Origin of the sequence: Fictibacillus sp. BK138 (genome assembly GCF_004216955.1) — a bacterium.
In the GTDB taxonomy this organism is placed as follows: domain Bacteria; phylum Bacillota; class Bacilli; order Bacillales; family Fictibacillaceae; genus Fictibacillus.
On sequence record NZ_SGXL01000001.1, the window covers coordinates 2,873,687 to 2,897,130 of the forward strand.

A 23,444-nucleotide genomic window follows, 5' to 3' on the forward strand; every position below is an offset into this window, starting at 1 on the left:
AACAAGACTCTTTTGCTTCTAAACAAGAAGAGTTCAGCAATCGCCTAGATACTCTTGCTTCTAATCAAGACACTTTAACTTCTAATCAAGAAGAGTTTAAGAAACAACAATTCATTTTGATTGCTGGGCAAAAGCGAATTGAAAACAAGATAGGTAAGCTCAATGCAAATGTCATTACGAGTATGGGAGATTACACGGATATGATCATTCATCACTTTGATGATACAGCTCAAGTGTTAAATAAACGTATATTAAAAGTTGAAACCGAATTAGAGGGAAAAAGCCGACAGTAAAGACATCACAAGTGAAAAGTCTTTGCTGTTTTTTGTTTTAATAAAATCGAATACTTCACCCTGATGACCATAGCTTATTAGTATATGAGTATTTAAGGAGGTCTGTCATGATTTGGTTCTTTCTGTTTATCGGGTTCATTCTATTGTTCGCTTTCTTAGTAGATTGGCGTCGCAAAAAGAACAACAACCATTCTCATCATTCTTCAGCAAAGCCAGGTGAACATTCAAGCTACCAGATGGGTGACCGGTTCACAAGCGGGGGCGGCGGAATTGGCGGAGGCGGAGAACAATAACAAACACCTCTAGGAAGAATAGAGGTGTTTATCCGAACTCTTTTTGATGTGCCTTTTTCATTTTTAAATACTCTTCATCTGTTCTGGCGAGCTTCCACTTCTCTTCAAAGATCGAAGCTGATTTTGCTTTAACGGGATCAATCTGTCTCTCATTGACCTCGCCGTTTTCATCATATTTTCTGCCACCCTTGTAATTGGTGTATCGCCTTGCCCGGGTATAACCCATCTGCAGAAACTTCCTTGCCATATCGGCGCCAACGAAATCTTTATTCTTTTTATACTCCAAAAATTGTTCATAGATTTTCTCTGAAGACTTCTTAGCTTCCTCTGGTGTTTTAAAACGCCAATGAGGAAGAATCTCACTTTTATAGGGCTCGACAAGAAGCACGCCTTGTTCTCCGCGTCCTACTCTATATTTTTCAGGGTTCTTTCTAAAATCGATATGTTCAAAATCAAGATCATAATTAAATGACACTGATCTCCCTCCTTCTTTCTTATCCTTACCCCATTTCAAGAAATTCAAAATAAAATGCGGTTTTTGTAGACTTTGTAGCTTTTGAAGGTAGTTGATTTCCGCTCCAGGCTGCTCGCTTTCCACGGGAAGTGCGGTGAGCCTCCTCCCGCTTTGCGCCATTAGGAGTCCACCTGACCGCTCGTCCCGTAGGACAAGGAAGGCTTCGGCAGCTTTACATCGCACGAAGAAAATGTGACTTTCCATTTTCGAGGATCTCACACCTTGCGCTCCAACCAACCTGCAAATGATGAGAATAGAAAAAGCCTAAAGCAACAACCTTTTAAAAGTGCCTTTAGAAAAGAGTCAAATAAAAAATCCGCTGTCCGGCAGAACAGCGAATTTTGAAATGGTTAGTTGATTTTATATAGTGTCTTCGGAGCTTCTTTTATGAATGGACAAGGTGAACCTTTGAAAAACACGGTCAACTCATGCATAGCGCGTGTACAGACCGTATAAAAAAGTTTTCGTTCCCGTTCCTTTTGATAGCCTGAAGCGTCGTAAATCGCTGCGGCATCAAACTCTATCCCCTTGGCCAAATAAGAAGGGATGATAATTATCCCTTTTTGAAATGCTGCATCCTCGTTAATCATTAGTCTTAAATCTAACTTTGACTTTAGTTTTTCATATACATGTAAACTTTCTTTGGCAGTCCTGCAGATGACAGCAATTGTTTCATGGCCTTGTTTCAACCAGGAATGAATAAGGCTATCTAATTCCTCGTGAATCTGCTCTTCTGCATCCACCTTCACAACAGTTGGCTTTTCTCCGGGTCTATTAAATGGGATAATTCCGCTATCATCTTTTAAAAGACTTTTCGTGAACTCTACGATCTCTTTTGTAGAACGATAGCTTCTCGTAAGCGTAATCGTTTCAGTATGCTTTTTACCTAATAAGTTCTCCAGCATGGAAAAAGATTGATCTGAAGCATGCGCATAGATGGATTGATTTAGATCACCGAGTACAGTCAAGCTGGCTCTCGGAAAAATGCGCTGGATGAACGCAAATTGAAATGGCGAAAAGTCCTGAGCTTCATCAATGAACACATGCCTGACTGCTGCATTCGATTGAAAACCGATCAACAATTCTTTTACGTATAGAAATGGTGTTGCATCTTCATTCGCTAGATGGTTTTGTTTTAGATTAAATAACGTTTGATTGCAGATTTCACTCCACACATTGTACTCTGGCAATAATTTATTATTTTTCTGAAACAGCTTAGCATATAAACTCTTCATATCTAAAAAGGTACATTCTTCAACAGATTTTCGAAGTGACTTAAACGCCAGCCTTGTTACATAAGCTGATAGGACCTTCTGTTCACTCGCCAAATCGTTAAAAGAATCAGCATCATATTTGTTTCGTTTTTGCAGCTGTTCATAAAGCTTCGTATAAACTGACTTATCTAGAAATTGAATCTCCTTTTCGACCCATGGTTTTTTACGTTCTTTTCTTTCAGCTAGTTTCAGTTCATTTAAAATCCACTGAGATGTTTGTTTCATGCGATATGGAATCGTTTCACGTGAGTCTAAAGAATAAAAGTACTCACTGATCTGTTTCGCTCTGATCACTGTTTTATCCCGAAACTTCAAATCTGAAAATTGCATACCAGATTCACTTAGCTTTTCAACGTATTGATGGATAGCGTTTAGAAAATCAACGGACGCTTTAAATTTGATCCCTTCTACACGTGAAGATTCACCATCACCAGAAAGGATAGCCTCCATTTGTTCAAATGGCGTTTCAACAGAAAATTCTTTTGCTAAATGATGATCAATATAAGCTTGGAAAGTGGTCTGCTCCATATTTTCTTCTCCAAGTTCAGGAAGAACGTTTGCGACATAACTATTGAACATGTTGTTTGGAGAAAACAAAACAATATGATGGGATTGTAGCGTTTCCCTGTCTCGGTACAAGAGATAGGCAACACGCTGCAATGCGGCGGATGTCTTCCCGCAACCCGCTGCTCCTTGTACGATAAGCAAATCACTTTCCGTGTTTCGAATAATGGCGTTCTGTTCTTTTTGAATGGTCGCTACTATACTTTTCATTTGTGTATTCGCCTGATTGCCAAGGACTTGCTGAAGAAGTTCATCGCCAATCGCTTCCCCGGTGTCAAACATTCCCTGAATCTGGCCATTTTTTATAATGAATTGCCGCTTTAATTCTAAATCGCCTTTTATCGTTCCACTCGGCGCTCTATAACTCGCCTTTCCGAGCGAGTGATCATAATACAAACTTGAGATCGGTGCTCTCCAGTCATGTACTAAAAATTCACTTGTCGCTTCGTCATAATAAGAAGCAATACCAAGATAGACTTTTTCCGTATCACTCTCACCATTTTCATTAAAATCAATTCTTCCAAAGTAAGGTGTGTTCTTCAGTTTTTCGTATGTTTTTAATCGGCCTTCCGCTGAAATATGACTTCTCTCGATCTCAGATAACAGTTCAGATTGCTGTTTGATACTTGCTGCTGTTTCGATGGCATCATCAGGATCGTCCAGGTTCACGGTAACGTCCGACCAAAAGTTTTTTCGGATTTGGACCACATCTGATCGTTTTCCGCCTAGATGCTCTTGAAGTTTAGAAGTAGCTTGAGAAAGTTCCTTGATTACTTCATTTACTCGTTCTTGTTCATTCTGCTGCTCCCGATTCCATGTCGTCATCCGATCTCTCCCTATCATAAATTTTTCTGTTGACACGCTCTTCCATTTTGATATATAATATAATTAAGGCTTACTATATACATACTTTAAAATAGCGCGCGTCTTTTATATAATAGCATAATCATGTGCAAAAAGTACATAGTTTATTACAGAAAAAGAGTGGTTTCCATTTAAGGAACCCACTCTTTTTATATGACCTTCTAAAAAGATTGTTGCTTTTTGGATGTTCTTTTTTCTTCCTATGCAAGTTGATTGAAGTGTAAGGTGCGTGCCTACAACATGAGAAGCTTCTCGCTGGCATGCGACGAGGAAGCTCACATCAGTAGCGTTTGCTTGTAGACGTAGGAGCAAGGATACTTCCATGAAGCGGTCAGGTGGAGACTCCTAATGGCGCAAAGCGGCAGAAGAAGAGCAACAATAGATACGAAAACAGCTTTTTTTCTTTACCCTTGTTGCACTTTTGATTTTTCAATCACTTTCTTCATCGCATGCATCTGGCCAAGGTGATATGTTTCATGAAACACAGTGAAATTTACCAATTCGCCGAAATTTTTAAAATCGAAAAATTGTTTCTCCAACTTTTCTTGTAAACGATCTACTGGAATCTCTTTTATACGAGCCATCTGGTCCTTCAGTTGTGCAGTTAGTTCAGAGAGGGATGGCACTTCACCTTTCCAGTCAGCAGGACTTGTTCCTCTGTTGAATAGATCGATGTAATTCAAAGGAAGATGATTTGATTTTTCTGGATATCCAAACATAAAATATTCAGCCGTTGTTAAAACATGGCCGACATGCCAAAGAATATTGTTGTTGAATCCTTCAGGCTGAACTTCAGCCGTTTCTGCGTCTAGTTCGCCAAGATGTTTCAGGAAAAAGCTTCGTGACAATTCAAAGTTCTTAATCGTTAATTCACTCATCTTTACGCCTCCCTTAAAGTTAAAAGCACATTCACTTTTAATTATACAAGCTGAAGAATCAGTTGACTAATAAAAAAAGATCATCGATATTGATTATGAATCGGGCTGAAGAGATCTTCACTTGTCTTCCTGACTACCGAGAAGTGATCAACGTTATAATGGCCATGAAGGATTTTATTATGATGTTCGATGATCTGCTCAGCTTTTAACACTGCAGAATCTGTCGTTGCATGAGCATCACCGACTAATGTTACATCGAGTCCGTTTACTGTCGCCATTCTTACGGCAGTATCGATGCAATGCTCTGTTTTGCATCCCATCATCACAACATGACTAATTTCTTTTTCTTTTAAATCGTCTAATAGAGAAGTTCCGTAAAATGCATTTGTGGCTTTTTTATTAAAAAATGCTGCGCCTTCGGGTACATGGATTTCTGAATGAACTTCGAAACCTTTCCCCTCGCCCTCTGCAACGTCTAGATCCCTTACAAAAATGATCTCCGCTCCCGCATCTATCCCTTTTTCAATAACTAGGTTAATATTCTTTATTAGCTGATCTTTGTTAAAAACGGCTTGTTCTTCTTTATTCCCATCGATCAGTTCCTGTTGAGCATCGATAACTAATAGTGCGTTTTTCATTTTAACAACTCCTTATTATTAGCATGCAATCGTTCAAAGGAAGAACGATATTTCTCTATCTTTTCAACCAGTTTCTTTCTTAAATTCGATATCCACTCCGGATGATCTGCTGAATCTGGAATATCAACTGAACGAAGCAGTTTGACAAACATCATAAGATCATGGAATCTATTAAACATCGGTAACTGCTCTACTAGATCAGCATCCAACATCGTTTCGCTTTCATATCCAGTAACGAATTCAGCAAACAAAGGGTTCGTCATCTTTTGGTCTTCAAGATCTCTTAATGCATAAGCAATATCCGCTGCATACCAATAGTAGGCACAATCATCGAAATCCAGAATCCCTGCGACATCATCTTCCCAGCATTGATTGTCTAATTCAAAATCATAATGAATCAAACCGAAATTTTCTTGAGTAACCGGCAATGTCTCTGCCCAGTTTAAAAGACAGGCAAGCTCTTTTTTTGCTGCAATCTCTTGCATCGGAAGAAAGCTTTCTGCAGAGTTTAAATGATCCCTCCAGGTTAACCGGTTGAAAGGAGCAGCTTCACCGCATTTTTTCATTTCAGCGTGAAGTTTCCCTAGTGTCTTCCCCCATATAAAAAACTGATCCTGTTCAAGTTCATTGATCTCATACTGCTTACCCGGCAGAGCTTTAAATACAGAAGCGTAATAAATTCCGTTTTCCACTTCCACACGCTCTACCTTTTTTCCATTCAGCGATAAAGCTGGCCTCACCGTACGCAAAGATGTTCCAGCTAAATAATCTAAGATTTCCATTTCAGCATCAAGTAAAGAGAGTTCTCTTTCAGACACCTCATTGAATCGTAGAAAATATGTCTCTCCATCATTCTTAAAAACGAAAAGAAAGTTCGCACTGTAACGAAAAGCATATACACTTCCTTCATCATAATCCCAGTCCTCAAGAATCTTCTCTGCTATAGAACTGCGCCATTCACTGTTTACCGTGCTTGCCACTTTCAACATTGTACTAAGTTTCATCATTAGCTTATTGCACCTCTTATATTAGATTTTTTTAAACCTTTCAATAAGCCAGAGCAATCTACAAAAGAAAAAGCCAAATGAGCAGAATGCCCGTTTGGCTTTAACGTTTTTTAATCAGAAAAGCCCCTGGAAGTCACACTGAACCAGAGCACATCGATTAAATGTTTATTTTTTATAACCGTTGGGCGAGGACAAGATATGACTGTTCTTATTGAATTTCTTAATCATTTTGTCATCACCCCTTTCATTTGATATTTCCAGTATAAACCATGTTTTATAAAATTCAAATTATTTTTTTCTAGGTATCGTTAATGTTTGCCATTTATCTCCTTTAAGCATTTTTGCAATATAAACAATTTGGCCAATGTGATACGAATAGTGATACATCTGGCGCTCGATCGCATCTATTACAGAGTGTGGCTCATTTCGAATATAAATTTTTCGAAGCAGATCTTCTTCTTTAAAACTGTCTAGTGTTTCAAAGAATACTTCCCACCCTTTGTTCCACACCACTTTCATTTCTTCACGGTTAGATATCGTGTTCTCGAATTCGCCATCACGGTTCCGGTCTGGTTTTTCTCCATCCGTGTCAAAAATGTCTGTCCATCTTGAGATCATATTTCCGCTCATGTGTTTAACAATTACGGCAACACTGTTGGAATCTTCATTCGGGTACCAAAATAATTGTTCTTCTGAAAGCTGATCAAACGTCTTTTCCGCATAGTTTTTCGCATCCAGAAAACGCGCCTTTACAGAACGCATATACTCAGAAGAAACATCCGTTTTTGCAAGACTCATACTATACAGCTCCTTTTACAGATAGAATCTCTTATTCTATTTCTACTCTTTTCTTAAAAATCCTATGAGACCGTATCAAAAGCAGGTGGATATACAATTTTTCCAATGATTTGATGTAAAGACCCCACTTTGATCTCTTTGGCCATAAACACTTCATCAGGAACTGGAAATGGCGCTTCGATTCCTTTCGTTGAGGCTCGTACAAAGCCGAACTTCGGATAAAAATCTGGATGTCCTAACACAACAACATGTTTGAATCCTTGATCTTCTGCTCTCTTCAGCCCCTCTTCTACTAACAAAGACCCGACACCTTTGTTCTGGTGTTCAGGAACGACTGCCATAGGAGCAAGTGCCACAGTCGGGATTTCCACGTCGCCTGATTGTATGTGAACGATACTGAAAAGGATATGTCCGATCAGCTCGCCATCAGTTTCGGCAACTAAGGAAAGTTCTGGCACGAACAGCTCTGATTTCCTAATCGCATCCACTAATCTCGATTCATTGTCACCTTTAAAAGCCGCATCGTTTATTTGACGAATGGCTTCCTGATCTCCGTTTCTTTCTGCTCTGATCTGTATCAAAAAAAATGTAACCTCCTTTATACAAAAAGAACTGCTCCCTCAAGTGAGACAGCAGTTCAGTTGGTTCTATTATTGTAGTTCGTTGATGAATTTTCCAGGGATTAATTTTAAGTCTTCGTGGATCGTGTTTAACTTCTCTTCAAAAGCTGTGAACAACTCGTCAGCTTCTGCCGCTTTCGCTTCGTCTTCTAAACCGGCAACTTTTGCTTCATATGACTTCTTCAGCTCTTCTAAAGCACCTTTAACCGTTGCTTGGTTTTCTTCTGATAATTCAGTAGGAACTTCCACGGATGGAATTTCTGCTACAGCTTTTTCTCCAGCTGCTTTCGCATCAGCTTTAAGCTGATCAAGCTCTTCTTTCGGAAGTGCTTCTTCGCCTTCTTTTGCTGCACCTGCCGCATATGCGTTAAATGCTGCATGATACTCTCTAAGCTGCTGCATCAGTTCACCTTCAAAGTTTAGAAGAGTGATTTTTTCTGTATTATCATTTTCCTTTTTCTCTGTAGCTGCCGCTGGTTTTGCTTCTTCTTTCGGCTTTTCTTCTTCCTTGCTGCAACCTACGCTAAGCGCAAGCACTGCAGCTGCTGTTACTGCTAAGAATTTTTTCATTGAGAATGCCCCCTATATCTATATTTCTATTTTTTGGAACTTTCTCATTTTAATACTTTTTCTTAATATTGTAAATTAAAAAGTTTTCATTTTTTATAAAAAAATATAAATTAATCCTTAAGCCTTAATATGATTGAATTATCCGATTATTTTAAATAGTCTTGAATCGCACTTAAAAGTTTTATTACTATAATTATTTATTCGCTTACCTCATCTTCCTTTCATGATTTAAAAGCCATTCTTTTCTCCAAAGCCCTCCTGCATAACCCGTTAAACTTCCATTAGAACCTATAATTCTATGACAAGGTATGATGATGCTTAATTTATTTTTACCGTTTGCGTTTCCTACCGCTCTGATCGCTTTTTCATTTTGAAGAGAGCATGCGATGTTACGGTAGGATGCTGTCTCTGCAAACGGAATTTTAGTAAGCTCAGCCCAGACGGTTTGTTGAAATAAAGTTCCCTTTTGTTCATAAGGAAATGTAAATATCTGACGCTCCCCTTTAAAATATTCATCGAGCTGGTTATAGCAATCTCGTAAAACCTTTGGAACATAAGGCTGATGTTCCATCGAGATATCTCTGTCAACGAACATAATAGATTGTATACATTCTTCACTGCCTATGATCTCAATGACTCCGATTGGAGATTGATAGTCTAGTTTGAATTCTTTATTCATACAACGACCTCCAAAGATAAAACGTGGCATAAGCTTCCCAGCCGCTCCAGTTTTGCGCCAGTTCTATGATTTCATCTTGTTTCGGTTTGCTAGCCAGATTCAACTGTTCTTTTAACGAATTATGAAGACCGACATCAGCGACAGGGAAAGCTGTTGTCTCCAGCAAACATTTCATCATGACGTAGTCTGCTGTCCATGCTCCAACCCCTTTTAAAGATAAAAGGGTTTCATGCTGTTTCTTGAGATCCGGGATAACCATCAGCATCTCTTTCGTTAACCTTCCTGATGCCATCTCTTTAGCTGCACCGATCACATACTCAGCTTTGCGGCTTGTAAATTGAAGTTTTCTTAATTCATCTATATGAAGAACAGCGATTTTTTCAGGTGTGGGATAAAGCCAATAAGATGTGTTCTCATAATCCCGTTTTTCTCCAAAGTGTTCGATTAAGCGTTTTTTTAGCGTATAAGCAAACTTCAGATTGATCTGTTGACCCATAATTGCCCACGTAATCGCTTCAAACAAGTCCGGAATGCCTATCATGCGCAAGCCATAATACTTAATAGCGAGCGGTCGCAAGATTTTGTCCTGATAAGCCATCTCATAAAAACCGGAAAGATTTCGCTCAATGTCAAACCATTCAGAAATATACTTAACAGCTTGCTCCTTGATCGCATAAGCTGGTGCTCCAAGACAAAACTCCACAATAAGACTACCATCCTCACTGCTAATCTTCAGAAGGACCTCTTCGTCATTTATTCGAACCAGCTTCATAAGATGCTTGTCCTCGATATGATGCAGCAGTTCGAGTTCTGACCTTCCTAGAAAAACAAGGCATTCGTTAAAGCTGAACTCTTCTGGAAGCTGTAATTTTAAATATCCGCCATGATCACTCCACTGCATTCTAAGACTCCTTTATTCTTAAAGATTTTCGGTAGTGGCTTGGCGAACAATTTTCCACTCTGCGAAAAGCTTTGTAAAAATTAGAGGGACTCCGAAATCCGACCTCAAAACAAATTTCCAAGTTTGTTTTTTGTGAATCCTTTAAAAGGAAAGCTGCTTTGTGGATGCGGATCTTCTCTAAATATTCACGCGGTGTTTCTTTCATCTCTTCTTTAAAAAGCCGCTCCAAATAAAATGGACTGACACCGATATGTTCAGCAATATCCTGCAGTACAATCTTTTCATTAAGGTGGTTCACCATATATCCGGCGGCTCTTCTTACGAGATCAATCTGCGGACAGTGTTCAATTTCCGGCTGGCATCTCTTGCACGCTCTATAACCCGCCTCTACGCATTCCGATATCGTCTCATAAAACGTTACATTGACCTTTTTTGGTTTACGTGACCTGCAGGATGGCCGGCAAAAAATCTTGGTCGATTTCACAGCAGTATAGAACAATCCATCATAAGAACGATCACATTCCATGATCTTATTCCACATTTCATCAAAAGACATCTTTACATGCTCCAAACTCATCCCTCCATCTCCGCTGTTTTTCTTTATTTTATCAGTACCAAAACGGAAAATCGTCCTCAATCTTGCTGTTATGGTCTAATTCAGCTCAATATAAAAAGAGAGTGGTACAAAGCCACCCTCTTTCTTGAGTTGTTATTTAGTTACAGCTACGGGTCCTCGTTTATTACGGTTCCCCTTAGCCACATATTGAAGAAGAATGACAGATGCGATAATGAACGATGTGATTCCAAAACCGATCACCATGTTAAAGAAGCCGATCGTGTCTAGGAACAATCCTGTTAAAAGCATCAGTACCTGGAAGATAATATTATCAACCATTCCTTTAATGGAGAAAAACCTTCCATGATACTCAGATGGTACATCCGTTTGAAAGATTGTTGTCACAACCGGAAAAAGTGTTCCAGCTGCAAGACCGAACAATCCAAAAGAAAGAACTGACATCACCGGATGATCTGCTAAGTACAAAGATGTATGTGCGGTCGCGATGATAAATGTGATCGCGAACATGTATGAAAGCTTCGGGTTATCACGGAAGAATTTCTTGGACAAGAACGTCCCGATGAATACACAGACTCCTTCTGTCGTATATAGAATCCCTTTTATCCCTGGATTGTCCTGAAAGTCACTGATTTCAATAACCATCAGATTAAATCCTGATAAAAATAAATAAGCTGGAATCAATAAAAAGATTCCATAAACCACTTTCGGCTGCTTCTTCACGATTGGATAAAGCTCACCAAGCGTTCTGAAGAAGTTTTCCTTACGGCCGGTCTTATCTGTTTCTTTTGGTTTTTCCTCAACATTTAAAAAGAACGTTGAGATCAAAAGGATAACATAAGAAACTAACGTTACCGTGTATACAGCGAATAGCGACATCCCAACGAGCATAACACCGCCGAGTGCTGTTCCTACGATCCGCGATGCGGTGAAAATATTCATGTTCACACCGTTCGCATCCAATAGCTCCTCTTTTTTTACGATTAAAGGAAGCATCGTCTGCATAGCAGGCTGTGAAAAAGTGCCTGATATCCCGATAACGAGCGTATAGACAACCATCCACCAAACATTGTTGTAGGCGATCGCTAGATACATGAAGAAGATAGCTGCGCATCTCGCAAACCCAGCATAAATAAGGACCTTCCTCTTATTGCTGCGGTCGATAATCCTGCCCGCCATCGGTGCAAGAAAGATTCCCACAAGAAATCCCGCTAAAATAATGAGAGCTTGTAAAAACGACGACTCTACATTCTTTTGTAAAAATTCAAGATTGCCGATAATTCCTACCCACAATCCGGTACTTGATACTGCCAGACCAAACATTAAGATTAAAAAATTCCGGTTTCTCCACATGTTCTCTTTCCCCTCTCAGCCCCACCGAAACAGTTATACAATACTCTTTAAAAGTACTCAACAAGGTTAAGTATTATTGTTTTTAGTATACCAGTATTTTGAAAAATCGGCGCGAAAATTCTACTCATTTCTTTCCTCTTTTTATACTCTGTTATAATGACTAAAGTAGATTGTGGAAAGGGGTACGTTATGAAACAACTGATTCTTGCTGAAAAGCCGAGTGTGGCGCGTGATCTTGCCCGTGTGCTCGGCTGCAAGCAACAAAATAAAAGCTATATTGAAGGACCAAAACACATCGTAACGTGGGCACTCGGACACCTTGTAGAATTAAAGATGCCCGAGGATTATGACAAGCAGTATAAACAGTGGCGATTAGAAGATCTGCCGATCATCCCGAAGCATATGGGATTGAAGATCATCCGCCAGGTTAGCCACCAGTTCCGGGCGATTGAACAGCTTGCCAAAAGAAAAGACTTAAGTGAGCTTGTTATCGCAACCGATGCGGGACGTGAAGGTGAACTTGTCGCCCGCTGGATCATGGAAAAGATCAGATGGCAAAAGCCTGTGAAGCGTCTTTGGATATCTTCGCAGACAGATAAAGCGATTCGTGATGGGTTTAACCAGTTAAAGCCGGCAAAAGAATATGACAATCTGTATCAATCAGCAGTCTGCCGCTCTGAAGCCGATTGGCTGATCGGGCTTAACGTGACACGTGCACTCACCACCAAATACGATGATCCATTGTCTGCCGGACGTGTTCAGACACCGACTCTTGCGATGATCTTAGAGCGGGAACAAGAAATCAACTCCTTTCAGCCAAAAGACTTTTGGACAATCGATGCAACAGTTGGTTTATTAAAAGCTTCTTGGGAACGAAACGGAGAAAAACGCCTATTTGATGAGAAAAAAGCAGCAGAAATCGCGGATAACGTGAAGGGGCAAACAGCAAAAGTCGATTCTCTGCAAAAGAAAGAAAAAACAGAAGCTCATCCTATGCCTTATGACCTGACAGAGCTGCAGCGAGACGCGAACCGCCGATTTGGCTTCTCAGCAAAGAAGACGTCTTCTGTCCTGCAGAAACTTTACGAGCAATATAAGCTGGTCACGTATCCAAGAACAGACTCGCGCTATTTAACGAAGGATATGGAAAACACGATGTACGACCGTCTTCAAGGAATGTCTGGCGGATACCGTGAAGAAGTTCAGCGTCTTTTAAAGCAAAAAGGACATGTAGTGGCGAAGAAAGTCTTTAATGATGCAAAAGTTACCGATCATCATGCCATTATTCCGACAGATGAACCGCTTCACCTCGGTGACCTCGATAATGAAGAGAGAAAATTATATGACCTGATCGCACGCCGTTTCCTCGCCCTCTTTTACCCGGCTTATAAGTCAGAAACGTTAACGGCTACATTAAAAGTTGCAGGCGAATCATTTATCGTGAGAGAAACATTGGTCCTTGATGCAGGCTTTAAAGTTTTATCAGGAAAAGAGGAAGAATCTCCCAGAGCTCTAGCTAGTTTAAAAGAAGGTCAAACACTATCAGTAAAAGACGTTAATCTGGAGAAGAAGTTAACTGAACCGCCAGCTCGCTTTACTGAAGCTGACCTATTATCACGAATGGAAAAATACAGCCTCGGAACTCCAGCAACACGCGCTGATATTATTGAACGACTGCTTGGTTCCGAAGTGTTGGATCGTAAAAACAATAAGCTGCATCCTACTCCGAAAGGAAAACAGCTTATTGAACTTGTGAATGATGAGTTAAAATCACCTGAGCTGACTGCTAAGTGGGAACAGGAACTTGAATCAATCGCACGGGGTAAAGGCAACCCGAAAGAGTTTTTAGAGAATATCCGCAAGCAGACGAAGCAGCTTGTGATGGAAATCAAAACGAGCTCACAAGAATACCGCGCTCATAACTTAACAGGTTCAAAATGTCCTGAATGCGGCAAACTTCTTAAAGAAGTTAAAGGGCGCGACGGCAAAGTGCTCGTTTGTTCTGACCGTGAATGTTCATATCGCCGTCGTAAAGATCCGAAGCTATCAAACAGACGCTGCCCACAGTGCAAGAAAAAGATGGAGCTGCATAACGGAAAAGCCGGCACTTACTTCCAGTGTAAGCCGTGTAATGTCGTTGAAAAAGCAGATGAAATGAAAAAGAAAGTATCCAAACGCGAAGAACGGCAGCTCATGAAAAAATACAGTGCGAACAACAAAAAAGAAGACGAAGGTTTCGGCAACAGTTTAGCTGATGCTTTGAAAGCTGCGATGAAAGATAAAAATTAAGGCTGTTTTCGCATACATTGTTGCTTTTGAAAGTGGTTGATTTCCGCTCCAGGTTGCTCGCTTTCCACGGGGCGTGCGGTGAGCCTCCTGCCGCTTTGCGCCATTAGGAGTCTCCACCTGACCGCTCGTCCCGTAGGAGTCTCACACCTTGCGCTCCAATCAACTTGCAATGATGAGAAAAAAAGCCAAAAGCAACTACCCTTTAGAAAAAGCTAAAAATAACCAAAAGGGCTGGCTAAAATCATTTAGCCGGCTTTTTTATCGGGGGAGGACTATTTTACGGTACGTGTTCTTATATTTATTACATGTTCGCTCAAAAAGATTGATCTTCGCTCAGAAAACTCTTTGTACGCTCAAAAATTTTAATCTTCGCTCAAACTACGTGCCGTTTCGCTCAGAATCTTTGTTTTTCGCTCAACATCAATCATAGACATAAAAAATGACCAAGAAGAGCTTCCTCTTGATCACTTTTAACATTAATGAACTAGTATTCCTTTCTTCTTCATCTGCTTTTCATGCGCTTTTCCATGTGCACGAGTGCGGTCTTCTTCTATTTCTGCTGATATCTTCACTCCTGCCCGCACCACATTCGAACCCACTTGTTTCAACCCTGCTTGATCCTTTTGATACACAAAGGATGCCCGAGTTGAGATATCTGCCCCAGGTGAGGTAACAAACGGCAATACCCGATAGTCTGTACGCCACTCTTCTGGTGTTACCGTACAGCGAACGTATCCGCGATAATCATTAAAGAACTTGATATGCGGATTTAATTCCAAAATTTTCTCTGTATCTGCGCGCTTGTCGGCTCCATTACCACCAGAAGTGATGGAAGTACCGACGAATTCTGCACCGATCACTTTTGAAGCAGGATCATTGTAGTCTGTTTTCAAATCACATGCCCAGCTCGCATGTACATCCCCCGTTAATACGATGATGTTATTCAAATCTTTTGATTGAACGAAATCTGTGAGGCGCTGACGAGAACCAGTATAGCCGTCCCATGCATCCATGCTGTATCGTGGAGCAGTACTTGTCCCATAGTTACGCTGTGCAAAAAAGACCTGCTGTGCGAGAATGTTCCAATGTGCTTTTGAGTTACCTAGATTAGAAAGCAGCCAATCTTCCTGCTCTTGACCGGTCAGGGTTCTGTTTGGATCCATTGATTCCTCTGATGGCGGTTTACTTCCGTCTCCGTTAGCCTGATCATCACGATATTGTCGCGTGTCCATAACATTAAAAGCTGCTAGATTACCGTATGTGAAATCCCGATACAATAACATGTCCGACCCATGAGGCAATGAGGATCGTCTTAGCGGCATATGTTCGTAATAGGCTTGATAAGCAGCTGCACGTCGTTTCACGAATGCTTCTGCAGACTGTCCTTTTTCAGGGATCATATTTGCATAGTTGTTTTCCACTTCATGATCATCCCACGTCACCACCCAAGGAAAAGCAGCATGAGCAGCTTTAAGGTTAGCATCTGACCGGTATTGTGCATAACGGTTACGGTAGTCTTCAAGTGTGATAATTTCCGGACCGCTATGTGCGCGAACATTACCTGTTGGAGACACATATTCATTTGGTCCATATTCGTAAATATAATCACCGAGGTGAATGACAAGATCTAGCTCTTCCTCAGCCATGTGCTGGTATGCCGTGTAAAACCCATGTTCATATTGCTGACACGATGCAAATGCAAATGTCATGCTGGAAACCTCGGTCCCTTTTTGAGGAAGCGTCTTTGTCTTACCGATCGGACTATTTTCGTTTCCGCTTCTGAAACGATAATAATAAACTTTATTCGGCTGTAATCCTTCTACTTCTACATGAACAGAATGAGCAAGATTCGGCTGCGCTAATTCTGTCCCATGTTGAATGACCTTTGTGAAATTTTCGTCATTGGCTATCTCCCATTTCACAGGAACTGCCTGTCCTGGCATTCCTCCGCCATTCTGCGGATCTGGTGCAAGTCTTGTCCAGAGCACAACACTGTCAGATAAAGGATCACCAGAGGCAACTCCTAGTGTAAATGGATAGTTTCTGAACCTAGGTGCCGCATTCACTTCAAACGCCCCGATTGATTGTGCGATGGTCAATCCTAATGAGAGACCTGCAATTTTCCCTGCATCTGCTAAAAATTTTCGGCGATCCAGTTTTTTCTTTTCCAAGCTGTCTTCTGTCAGCTTCTTAATCCATTCATCCATTGGTCTTTCATCTTTCATGATGTTTCCCCTTTCAAAATGAATTTTCAAACAACACTCATTATATAGATGATTTGTTAAGAAACTATTTCCTTTGTAAACCGTACAAAAATGTGAAAAGGAAACAGCTAGGCCATTTTTATCACTTTTTTATAAGACGAATTAAAATCAAAGCTGGTTTCTCTAAAAGTGTTGCTCTTGAATGTAATTGATTTCATCTCCAGATTGCTCGCTTCAATCAACTCGCAAATGAAGATATTGACTAAAAGCAACAATCTTTTAGAAAAGAACGAGATTAACAAGTATCGACACTTTCGGCTTATTTTTTTTAACAATTCTTTTAAATAAAAAAGAGAGATATTATCTAAATGAAATTGATATAATTAGTCATAATCATTCATAGGAACAGGTGGTCCACGATGGCATTTAAGCGGAGGAAAAAAAGAAAGGAACAATACCAGCATTACTCGTGGTTTGATTTCTTATGTGATGTACTGTTCTTTGTTCCAGAGTTGTTGATTTGGATGATTCGATTGCTTGGAAGAGGAATCTGGAGATTGTTTGACGGCATATAAGAAGAACCGAATCTCAATAAGATTCGGTTCTTCCTTTTTATTCATTAATTTCATCACGCCATTGCTGTTTCCACGCTTCAACTTTACCGTTAATTTCTTTTTGTACACGCTCTGCTTCAGCTTGTTTTTCTTCCTTCATTTTTTTAAAGTGTTCATTTCTTAAATCTGCGCTGGCGTCTGCAAGATCAATGACTTCATTTCCTTTCTCTCGCGGGATGAGGTTATTCTGCTGAAGGAAGTAAACAGCATTCCTAATACGATTTCCTTCATTGGTAGAGATATGAAATAACGGATTATAGATATCATTCATTCGCTTTTGAGCATCAATATAATCCTGTCCGCTCACTCCCTGTGTCCAGACAAGCTGCCCAATCGTCGGTCGCCATTTTTTCAGAACCTGATCTTCGAGAGATGCTTTATCACGAACAGAAGCGTACTTTCCATTACCTGCATCTGCTACTTTCATTAATTGCTGCTGACCTTTATCATCCACATCAAAACCGATAATGTTCAACTGCGCTTCAATGTTCTTATCCGTAAGCTTTTTGGCTGCAACAACTGGGTTACCTCCGCATGTTTCAACCCCATCACTTACGATATACACGATATTTTCGTACTCACTCTCAGGATACTGACTTAACAGCTCGTTCGCTTTGTTGATTGCTCCTGCTAGAGGTGTCCAACCACTTGCCTTAAAAGAATTCAACGATTCATCAAACGCTGCTCCATCATAACCTTTTAACGGATATACTTCCTCAATGCCTTCACACGATTTAGCTTTGTCAGATTCCTCTCCGGAACCTATATGTCCATAAGCAAATAGTGACACACTTGTCTCATCAGGAAGATCACCCGTGAACTTCTTGATCGTTTCTTTTGCGAGGTCCATCTTTACCCCGCCATCAACTTCCGCTTTCATACTTCCGCTGGCATCGACTAGAACGACCACATTTGTTTTCTTAGGTTTCTTTTCTTCTTCAATTTCATCAGGTCCAGATGGCAGTTCGGGCATTACGTAGCCGTGTTCATAAGACAACAATTGCTCGTAATAAGATTCATACTGCCCAGATGCCAACTGATAGACTAGATAATTGTAGATTTCCTGACTCGATAGATCTTTATTTTTTGAAAAGTAACTTTTAATCTCTTTTTCTGCTATCGGCTGAAACTCATCCTTATAATAATTGATATAGTCATAGCCATCCCAGCCATATAATCCTTCCAGCTTAGGATCCATATATTTTTCCATTAAGACACCCGGTTTTTGTTTGATCATGTCCTCCAGTTCTTTTGGTGCCTCGGGAATTTTTTCAGGCTCTTTCTTTTCCGGTGTTTTTTCTGTATTCTTATTAATCTCTTTTTCAGCAGTTCTTTCTTCTTTTTCAGAACATCCGGCAAGCATGGCTATTGATAAAAACAAGAGAACGACCATCCTATGTATCTTTTTATTCATATGAACCCCCTATTATTGACAAAAATTATACCGTTTCATTGATTCCCCTAAACAGGAAAATCGTAACATATTGTGGAAGACTTTTAAAATGATAAAATGGAACTGAATGGGGTGTGATCGGATGAAACTCGATGATGTTATGATTGAACTTGAAGATATGGGGAATGAGCAGACCCGCAGCACGTGGATACGTCATGGTGCACAAGGATCGGTATACGGTGTGAAGATCGGGGATATGAAGAAACTCGTAAAACATGTGAAAAAGAATCAGGAACTTGCCCTCTCCTTATATGAAACTGGTAATTTTGATGCGATGTATTTGGCAGGACTTACAGTAGACCCTAAAAAGATAGAAAAAGAAACATTGCAGAAATGGGTAAAGAAAGCGAATTGGTACATGCTTGCTGAATATACGGTTGCAGGTGTTGCTTCTGAAAGTAAATATGCATTGGAACTTGCCCGTGAATGGATGAATGCTAGTGATGAAATGGTTGCTACATGCGGTTGGAGCACTTATGCAAATTATGTGACCATTACCCCTGACGACGAACTAGATCTAGAAGAGATCCAGAAGTTCCTCCAGCAAGTTCAAGAAACCATTCATACACAACAAAATCGTGTCCGCTATATGATGAACAGCTTTGTGATGGCTGTAGGGATTTGTACAAAATCCTTAAGTGAAGAAGCAAGAAGAGTCGCAGACCATATAGGCAAAGTGCATGTTGATGTCGGCAATACATCCTGCAAAGTCCCATATGCGCCTGAATATATTGAAAAAGCGATAGCCCGAGGCAAGCTTGGTCAAAAAAAGAAAACCGCCATCTGTTAGGGAAAAAATAAAGCTGGATTAACCACCCAATGGTTACACCAGCTTATTATTATTTACATTTTTCTTTAACGTAACGGCAACAGTAGTACCTTGACCAGGAATACTATCCACTTTTAAACTGCCTTGGTGATCTGTAATAATTTTATTACTGACCGTAAGACCGAGACCGATACCCTTTTCTTTATTTGTAAAGAACGGCACCCCAATTGTTTTTAGGCGTTCCTCTTCAATACCGACTCCAGTATCAGCGAAGATCAGTTTAACGGCTCCATTCCTCTCTTCTTCAATACCTATCGTTAAAACCCCGCCATTGCTCATCGCTTCGATCGCGTTTTTAATAATGTTAATAAATACTTGTTTAATTTGATTCTTCTCACACGCTACAAACATAGCCTTCTCTTTAAATAAAAGACGGATTTCAACATTATACAGATTAGCTTCTGTTGCGAGAAGCATGACCGTATCCTGAAGGAGCTGGACAAGATTTACTTCTTTCTCCATTTGCAGTGCATCCGGTTTGGCCAAAGCCATAAATTCATTAACGATATGCTCAATTCGGTTCAATTCCTCATAAATGACTTCATGATAGAAATGTTGTTTTTCCTTATCGATCTCATTTTGTTTTAACAAACTGAATAGGCCTTTTATTGAAGTAAGTGGATTACGGATCTCGTGAGCTACACCTGCTGCAAGCTCACCTAATACAGCCAGCTTTTCACTGTTGTGTATAAATTCTTCCGCTTTTTTCTTTTCAGTAATATCTCTGGAAATAAACACAAGTCCATCCACTTTACCGTTTTCCGAGAGCATCGGCATCCCTTTACCTTCTAGAATAACTTCCTTCCCCGATACATGTATTTTTCGATATACAAGTGGCTGCGGGTTCTCTGAAGCTGCAAGAAGCCCTATATACTTCTGAACAGAAGCGTGATCCTCATTGTGAATAAACCTAAAGGCATCCTGTCCAAGTAACGTTTGAGGATTGATACCCAGTATGTCTTGATACGAGAGGGATGCAAACAAATACTTCCCTTCCATATCGATCAAACAAATTAAATCGTTGGTATGTTCAAGGATTAATCGGTGGGTATGTTCACTTTTTCGCAAAGCATACTCTGCTTCTTTCCGCTTCGTAATATCTCTTGAAGCCACAACAGCATATCGAGGGGAGTTCTTTTCATTCACTGGCGTTCCCTGTGATTCGAGCCAGATATATGAGCCGTTTTTTTTCTGATAGCGGTATTCTACAGTCAGAGGGGTTTGCTCAGAAATCATTCTCATAAACTCAGAGATCACGTATGAACGATCTTCAGCGTGCACTAAATTAAATGGACTAGTTCCGATCGCTTCTTTTTGTGAGTAGCCTGTAACCCATTCATAAGAAGGAGTCAGATAAGTAAATACACCTCTGTCGTTGACCAGACCAATGATATCGATCATATTCTCTGTAATCAGGTTTAAGTGATCTAACGTTTCTTTCTTCTCAAGCTTTTGCTTCGTGATATCTCTGAGAATGATTTGTGTAGCATCTGATGAAAACATGAGCGGGAATCCAATCACTTCTAAGATAATACGGTTTCCTTTTTGAGTAATCCAAGTCTGTTCACAAGGCATCGGTGCAACGCCATTTTTACAAGACTGAATTCTTTCTTCGACTAAACCATGTATTTCCGATGGGAGATTGTCCCAGATTGGTTTACCGATGATGTCTTCTTCTGCTTCTAAAATCTTTTTTGCTGCGGGGTTAACATACATCCACTTACGGTCTTCCTGGATTAGAAATGGAGTCTCAGAATGCTCGAATTTCTTTGCATATCGATTGATTTGGCTAACTAGTACGTCTGCTGCTGGATGACCATCTGGAATCTTCATATCCACCCTCCATCGCAAAACGTCTTCTTCCAAGAGACGTTTATTTAATTAACTAAATTATAAACATATGTTCATTTATAAATAAAGAATTTTTTACATGATTATCCTTAATGTTGAAAAAATTTACAATCAGAAAGCAGTGGAGGATTTAACTTAGTACTGGCGGGGTTTTAAGTTTCTTTTCGTATAGGGTTTTACTCTGAAGAAAGGAAAAGTTAGCAAGTTTTATTGCTGTTCTTCTGTCGTTGCTCGTTTTTGAGACCATGAGGATGTGTTCTTGTTTATAGTAGAGCATACTGATAACCACTGTAGTTTTGTGGGGATATTGAAAGATATCAATATCTACTAGATCACCTCCAGAAATCACTCGAAAAAAACGGTAACGCGGGGAACTTTTCATCCTCATCAACCCCTTTATTATTTTCCAAGCAGATGTCTTGTATATAAAAGTTTTATTAATTAAATAATAGGTCGTTATATGAAATTTGTCAATATATTCTGTCAATTTAAGTCGATTTCCCGGGAAATTAGTAGTGTTATTTGTAATAATTTCGATATAAAAGAATAAAAGACGGACTTTAGCCCGTCTTTTAATTTTTATTTGGCGGTTTTTCATTGTCAGGTGATGTCTGTCCGCCAGCACCAGATGAATCCTTATCTTCTTTAATAGGCGGGTTCTCGCGTTCTTTATTAGAGGAATGATGGGCCACAGATATTACTTGGAAGCCCGTCCCATAAAGCTGCTCGTTAAGTTTCGATTCTACTTCTCGCCCTTCATGCAATACTCTTTCATCATATTCAAGTTCCACAGTAATTGATTTCATTGTGTATCTCCTCCTTTTATACATTCGTACCCGTCTTCTATTTTTATAAACAAAAAGACCAGTCGATGCTGACTGGTCTTTTAATGTTAAGCTTCTTTTTCAATTAGTGTATTTTCAGCATCTTCAACTGAGGCATCACTTTCTTGATCCACTTCTCTTTTAGAGATTTCAATCTTCTTAACTTGGTGTCCATCGAGTTCGATCACTTTGAAATCATAACTCTCATATATGATGACTTGCTGTTCTTGGATCTCGGAATTTTGAGACAGCACCCATCCGCCGATCGTGTCCAATTCACTATCATCTATTTCGAGTCCGTAAATATCATTAACTTCTGATATTAGCACTTTACCGTCAAAATGCTTTACGTTCGGGCTAATCGATTGAATCATTGGAGATTCATCTTCGTCAAACTCATCGCGAATTTCACCGACTAGTTCTTCCAAAATATCTTCGATGGTTACGATACCTGCTGTACCTCCGTATTCATCAACAAGGACAGCCATATGAAATCCTTTTTTCTGAAGCTTTAATAATGTTTCTTTAATAGGTGTATTTTCAAAAACGCTTAAGGTTGGTCTAATATAATGTTCAAGTGGATATTCCTTTCCTTTGATCAGATCAAAGAATACTTCTTTCGCATTAACCATACCAAGCACATTATCTTTATCTTCACCCACTACTGGGTAACGTGTATATTTTTCTTCAGCAATGATATCGATGTTTTCCTGCATGGTATTATCCAGATACATACAAACCATCTCTGTACGAGGGACCATAATCTCTTTTGCAGTTCTGTCATCAAATTCAAATACTTTTTCTACATAGCTGAATTCAGACTTGTTGATCTCGCCACTTTTGTAACTCTCACTCAAAATTAAACGGAGCTCTTCTTCTGTATGTGCCATGTCATGTTCTGAAGCTGGCTTCAAACCAAACATTCTCACTAGAAGCTGTGCACTTCCGTTCAAGAACCAAATGAATGGATACATCACTCTGTAAAAACCAATCAAAGCAGGTGATAGCATCAAGCTGATTGATTCAGCTTTTTGAATCGCTACAGTTTTTGGTGCTAATTCACCAAGAACCACATGCAGAAAAGTAATAGATGAAAAGGCAATAGCAAATGACAGAGTATGAACAACTGCCGTGCTTAATTCCATTCTTTCAAAAACCGGACCTAGAATAGCTTCTACTGTTGGTTCTCCCAACCACCCAAGTCCTAAAGCTGTGATTGTAATCCCTAGCTGACACGCTGATAGTGACCCATCTAGGTTCTCAATGACCTTTTGGGCGGCAATCGCACGCTTGTTTCCTTCTTCGGCTAGCTGGTCAATCCGTGATTTTCGAATCTTTACGATCGCAAACTCTGCTGCTACGAAAAAAGCTGTTAGTAGAATTAATACGGCTACTGCAAATAATTTCAATAAGGTCAAACTGTCCAAAAAGACTCCTTATACCCCAATGACTCTGGAATATAAGTTGTCACCTCCTAGGGTTTATAAATTTTATTTATTTAGAAAAGTATATCATAAAATACAAGAACTGACTGAAAAAACGACTTTCCATATCTTACAG

General features: G+C 39.8%; 23 protein-coding genes. 5 read left to right on the forward strand and 18 right to left on the reverse strand.

The features are described from left to right. Both EV282_RS20335 and EV282_RS14490 read left to right on the forward strand, forming a co-directional pair. The coding region (locus EV282_RS20335; protein WP_165389477.1) for a hypothetical protein at window positions 1–293 on the forward strand (293 nt) is incomplete at its 5' end. A gap of 107 nt (window positions 294–400) precedes the next feature. After that, window positions 401–586, forward strand: a complete 186-nt coding sequence (locus tag EV282_RS14490) for a hypothetical protein (protein ID WP_130296475.1) — start codon at window positions 401–403, stop codon at window positions 584–586. Window positions 587–614: 28 nt separating this feature from the next. On the opposite strand, the gene EV282_RS14495 is transcribed toward EV282_RS14490, so the two are convergent. The 12 genes from EV282_RS14495 to EV282_RS14550 all read right to left on the reverse strand — a co-directional run bounded on the left by EV282_RS14495 (window position 615) and on the right by EV282_RS14550 (window position 11,820). Next, the gene (locus EV282_RS14495; protein WP_130296476.1) at window positions 615–1,061 is read right to left on the reverse strand and encodes a DUF4385 domain-containing protein; all 447 of its coding nucleotides are present in this window, start codon (window positions 1,059–1,061) and stop codon (window positions 615–617) included. A gap of 389 nt (window positions 1,062–1,450) precedes the next feature. Further along, entirely contained in the window at window positions 1,451–3,763 is a 2,313-nt protein-coding gene (helD, locus tag EV282_RS14500) for an RNA polymerase recycling motor HelD (protein ID WP_130296477.1), read from the reverse strand. Between the two features lie 443 nt (window positions 3,764–4,206). Further along, window positions 4,207–4,680 (reverse strand): DinB family protein, encoded by a 474-nt coding sequence (locus tag EV282_RS14505; protein WP_130296478.1) that lies wholly within the window; start codon window positions 4,678–4,680, stop codon window positions 4,207–4,209. A gap of 80 nt (window positions 4,681–4,760) precedes the next feature. Continuing rightward, entirely contained in the window at window positions 4,761–5,318 is a 558-nt protein-coding gene (locus tag EV282_RS14510) for a cysteine hydrolase family protein (RefSeq protein ID WP_130296479.1), read from the reverse strand. Continuing rightward, window positions 5,315–6,325, reverse strand: a complete 1,011-nt coding sequence (locus EV282_RS14515) for a phosphotransferase enzyme family protein (RefSeq protein ID WP_130296480.1) — start codon at window positions 6,323–6,325, stop codon at window positions 5,315–5,317. Before EV282_RS14515 ends, EV282_RS14510 begins: the two co-directional genes overlap by 4 nt. 288 nt (window positions 6,326–6,613) lie before the next feature. After that, window positions 6,614–7,123 carry a DUF1572 family protein gene (locus EV282_RS14520; protein WP_130296481.1) on the reverse strand — a complete coding sequence of 170 codons (510 nt, stop codon included), beginning with the start codon at window positions 7,121–7,123 and terminating at the stop codon, window positions 6,614–6,616. A 62-nt stretch (window positions 7,124–7,185) separates the two neighbouring features. Next, window positions 7,186–7,704 carry a GNAT family N-acetyltransferase gene (locus EV282_RS14525; protein ID WP_130296482.1) on the reverse strand — a complete coding sequence of 173 codons (519 nt, stop codon included), beginning with the start codon at window positions 7,702–7,704 and terminating at the stop codon, window positions 7,186–7,188. Window positions 7,705–7,773: 69 nt separating this feature from the next. Further along, on the reverse strand, window positions 7,774–8,313 hold the full coding sequence (locus EV282_RS14530) for a hypothetical protein (protein WP_130296483.1): 540 nt from the start codon (window positions 8,311–8,313) through the stop codon (window positions 7,774–7,776). A 205-nt stretch (window positions 8,314–8,518) separates the two neighbouring features. Continuing rightward, window positions 8,519–8,992, reverse strand: coding sequence for a methylated-DNA--[protein]-cysteine S-methyltransferase (locus EV282_RS14535; RefSeq protein ID WP_130296484.1), 474 nt, complete (start codon window positions 8,990–8,992; stop codon window positions 8,519–8,521). Next, window positions 8,985–9,893 (reverse strand): DNA-3-methyladenine glycosylase family protein, encoded by a 909-nt coding sequence (locus tag EV282_RS14540; protein WP_130296485.1) that lies wholly within the window; start codon window positions 9,891–9,893, stop codon window positions 8,985–8,987. The genes EV282_RS14535 and EV282_RS14540 overlap by 8 nt, the downstream gene beginning before the upstream one ends. 1 nt (window position 9,894) lies before the next feature. Next, window positions 9,895–10,470, reverse strand: coding sequence for a bifunctional transcriptional activator/DNA repair enzyme AdaA (locus EV282_RS14545; protein ID WP_425590196.1), 576 nt, complete (start codon window positions 10,468–10,470; stop codon window positions 9,895–9,897). 132 nt (window positions 10,471–10,602) lie between these two features. Continuing rightward, window positions 10,603–11,820, reverse strand: coding sequence for an MFS transporter (locus tag EV282_RS14550; RefSeq protein ID WP_130296486.1), 1,218 nt, complete (start codon window positions 11,818–11,820; stop codon window positions 10,603–10,605). A gap of 189 nt (window positions 11,821–12,009) precedes the next feature. On the opposite strand from EV282_RS14550, the gene EV282_RS14555 reads away from it, so the two are divergent. Next, window positions 12,010–14,109 (forward strand): DNA topoisomerase III, encoded by a 2,100-nt coding sequence (locus EV282_RS14555; protein ID WP_130296487.1) that lies wholly within the window; start codon window positions 12,010–12,012, stop codon window positions 14,107–14,109. Window positions 14,110–14,585: 476 nt separating this feature from the next. On the opposite strand, the gene EV282_RS14560 is transcribed toward EV282_RS14555, so the two are convergent. Next, window positions 14,586–16,334 (reverse strand): alkaline phosphatase D family protein, encoded by a 1,749-nt coding sequence (locus tag EV282_RS14560; protein WP_130296488.1) that lies wholly within the window; start codon window positions 16,332–16,334, stop codon window positions 14,586–14,588. A gap of 398 nt (window positions 16,335–16,732) precedes the next feature. On the opposite strand from EV282_RS14560, the gene EV282_RS20340 reads away from it, so the two are divergent. Beyond that, window positions 16,733–16,888: a hypothetical protein gene (locus tag EV282_RS20340; protein ID WP_165389478.1), complete on the forward strand. Its 156-nt coding sequence runs from the start codon at window positions 16,733–16,735 to the stop codon at window positions 16,886–16,888. 37 nt (window positions 16,889–16,925) lie between these two features. On the opposite strand, the gene EV282_RS14565 is transcribed toward EV282_RS20340, so the two are convergent. Further along, window positions 16,926–18,341, reverse strand: a complete 1,416-nt coding sequence (locus EV282_RS14565) for a VWA domain-containing protein (protein WP_130296489.1) — start codon at window positions 18,339–18,341, stop codon at window positions 16,926–16,928. Window positions 18,342–18,462: 121 nt separating this feature from the next. Between EV282_RS14565 and EV282_RS14570 the strand changes: the two genes are divergently transcribed. Next, the gene (locus tag EV282_RS14570) at window positions 18,463–19,170 is read left to right on the forward strand and encodes a DNA alkylation repair protein (protein ID WP_130296490.1); all 708 of its coding nucleotides are present in this window, start codon (window positions 18,463–18,465) and stop codon (window positions 19,168–19,170) included. A 33-nt stretch (window positions 19,171–19,203) separates the two neighbouring features. Here the strand turns inward: EV282_RS14570 and EV282_RS14575 are convergent, their stop codons facing one another. The 4 genes from EV282_RS14575 to EV282_RS14590 all read right to left on the reverse strand — a co-directional run bounded on the left by EV282_RS14575 (window position 19,204) and on the right by EV282_RS14590 (window position 23,302). Next, complete coding sequence (locus EV282_RS14575; protein ID WP_130296491.1) at window positions 19,204–21,042, reverse strand: PAS domain S-box protein; 1,839 nt, start codon at window positions 21,040–21,042, stop codon at window positions 19,204–19,206. A 148-nt stretch (window positions 21,043–21,190) separates the two neighbouring features. Next, a complete protein-coding gene (locus tag EV282_RS14580; RefSeq protein WP_130296492.1) occupies window positions 21,191–21,442 on the reverse strand; it encodes a hypothetical protein in 252 nt (83 codons plus the stop codon). Between the two features lie 190 nt (window positions 21,443–21,632). Further along, on the reverse strand, window positions 21,633–21,866 hold the full coding sequence (locus EV282_RS14585; RefSeq protein WP_130296493.1) for a hypothetical protein: 234 nt from the start codon (window positions 21,864–21,866) through the stop codon (window positions 21,633–21,635). 86 nt (window positions 21,867–21,952) lie between these two features. After that, entirely contained in the window at window positions 21,953–23,302 is a 1,350-nt protein-coding gene (locus tag EV282_RS14590) for a hemolysin family protein (protein ID WP_130297011.1), read from the reverse strand. Window positions 23,303–23,444: the final 142 nt, after the last annotated feature.

What these genes read in the sequence shown, in the direction of transcription:
- EV282_RS14580 (WP_130296492.1), bottom strand. Translation starts at nt 21,442, where the DNA reads ATGAAAAGTTCCCCGCGTTACCGTTTTTTTCGAGTGATTTCTGGAGGT.
- EV282_RS14555 (WP_130296487.1), top strand. Translation starts at nt 12,010, where the DNA reads ATGAAACAACTGATTCTTGCTGAAAAGCCGAGTGTGGCGCGTGATCTT.
- EV282_RS14515 (WP_130296480.1), bottom strand. Translation starts at nt 6,325, where the DNA reads ATGATGAAACTTAGTACAATGTTGAAAGTGGCAAGCACGGTAAACAGT.
- EV282_RS14540 (WP_130296485.1), bottom strand. Translation starts at nt 9,893, where the DNA reads ATGCAGTGGAGTGATCATGGCGGATATTTAAAATTACAGCTTCCAGAA.
- EV282_RS14575 (WP_130296491.1), bottom strand. Translation starts at nt 21,042, where the DNA reads ATGAAGATTCCAGATGGTCATCCAGCAGCAGACGTACTAGTTAGCCAA.
- EV282_RS14570 (WP_130296490.1), top strand. Translation starts at nt 18,463, where the DNA reads ATGAAACTCGATGATGTTATGATTGAACTTGAAGATATGGGGAATGAG.
- EV282_RS14530 (WP_130296483.1), bottom strand. Translation starts at nt 8,313, where the DNA reads ATGAAAAAATTCTTAGCAGTAACAGCAGCTGCAGTGCTTGCGCTTAGC.
- helD (WP_130296477.1), bottom strand. Translation starts at nt 3,763, where the DNA reads ATGACGACATGGAATCGGGAGCAGCAGAATGAACAAGAACGAGTAAAT.
- EV282_RS14550 (WP_130296486.1), bottom strand. Translation starts at nt 11,820, where the DNA reads ATGTGGAGAAACCGGAATTTTTTAATCTTAATGTTTGGTCTGGCAGTA.
- EV282_RS14560 (WP_130296488.1), bottom strand. Translation starts at nt 16,334, where the DNA reads ATGAAAGATGAAAGACCAATGGATGAATGGATTAAGAAGCTGACAGAA.
- EV282_RS20340 (WP_165389478.1), top strand. Translation starts at nt 16,733, where the DNA reads ATGGCATTTAAGCGGAGGAAAAAAAGAAAGGAACAATACCAGCATTAC.
- EV282_RS14505 (WP_130296478.1), bottom strand. Translation starts at nt 4,680, where the DNA reads ATGAGTGAATTAACGATTAAGAACTTTGAATTGTCACGAAGCTTTTTC.
- EV282_RS14585 (WP_130296493.1), bottom strand. Translation starts at nt 21,866, where the DNA reads ATGAAATCAATTACTGTGGAACTTGAATATGATGAAAGAGTATTGCAT.
- EV282_RS14545 (WP_425590196.1), bottom strand. Translation starts at nt 10,470, where the DNA reads ATGAGTTTGGAGCATGTAAAGATGTCTTTTGATGAAATGTGGAATAAG.
- EV282_RS14535 (WP_130296484.1), bottom strand. Translation starts at nt 8,992, where the DNA reads ATGAATAAAGAATTCAAACTAGACTATCAATCTCCAATCGGAGTCATT.
- EV282_RS14490 (WP_130296475.1), top strand. Translation starts at nt 401, where the DNA reads ATGATTTGGTTCTTTCTGTTTATCGGGTTCATTCTATTGTTCGCTTTC.
- EV282_RS14510 (WP_130296479.1), bottom strand. Translation starts at nt 5,318, where the DNA reads ATGAAAAACGCACTATTAGTTATCGATGCTCAACAGGAACTGATCGAT.
- EV282_RS14520 (WP_130296481.1), bottom strand. Translation starts at nt 7,123, where the DNA reads ATGAGTCTTGCAAAAACGGATGTTTCTTCTGAGTATATGCGTTCTGTA.
- EV282_RS14565 (WP_130296489.1), bottom strand. Translation starts at nt 18,341, where the DNA reads ATGAATAAAAAGATACATAGGATGGTCGTTCTCTTGTTTTTATCAATA.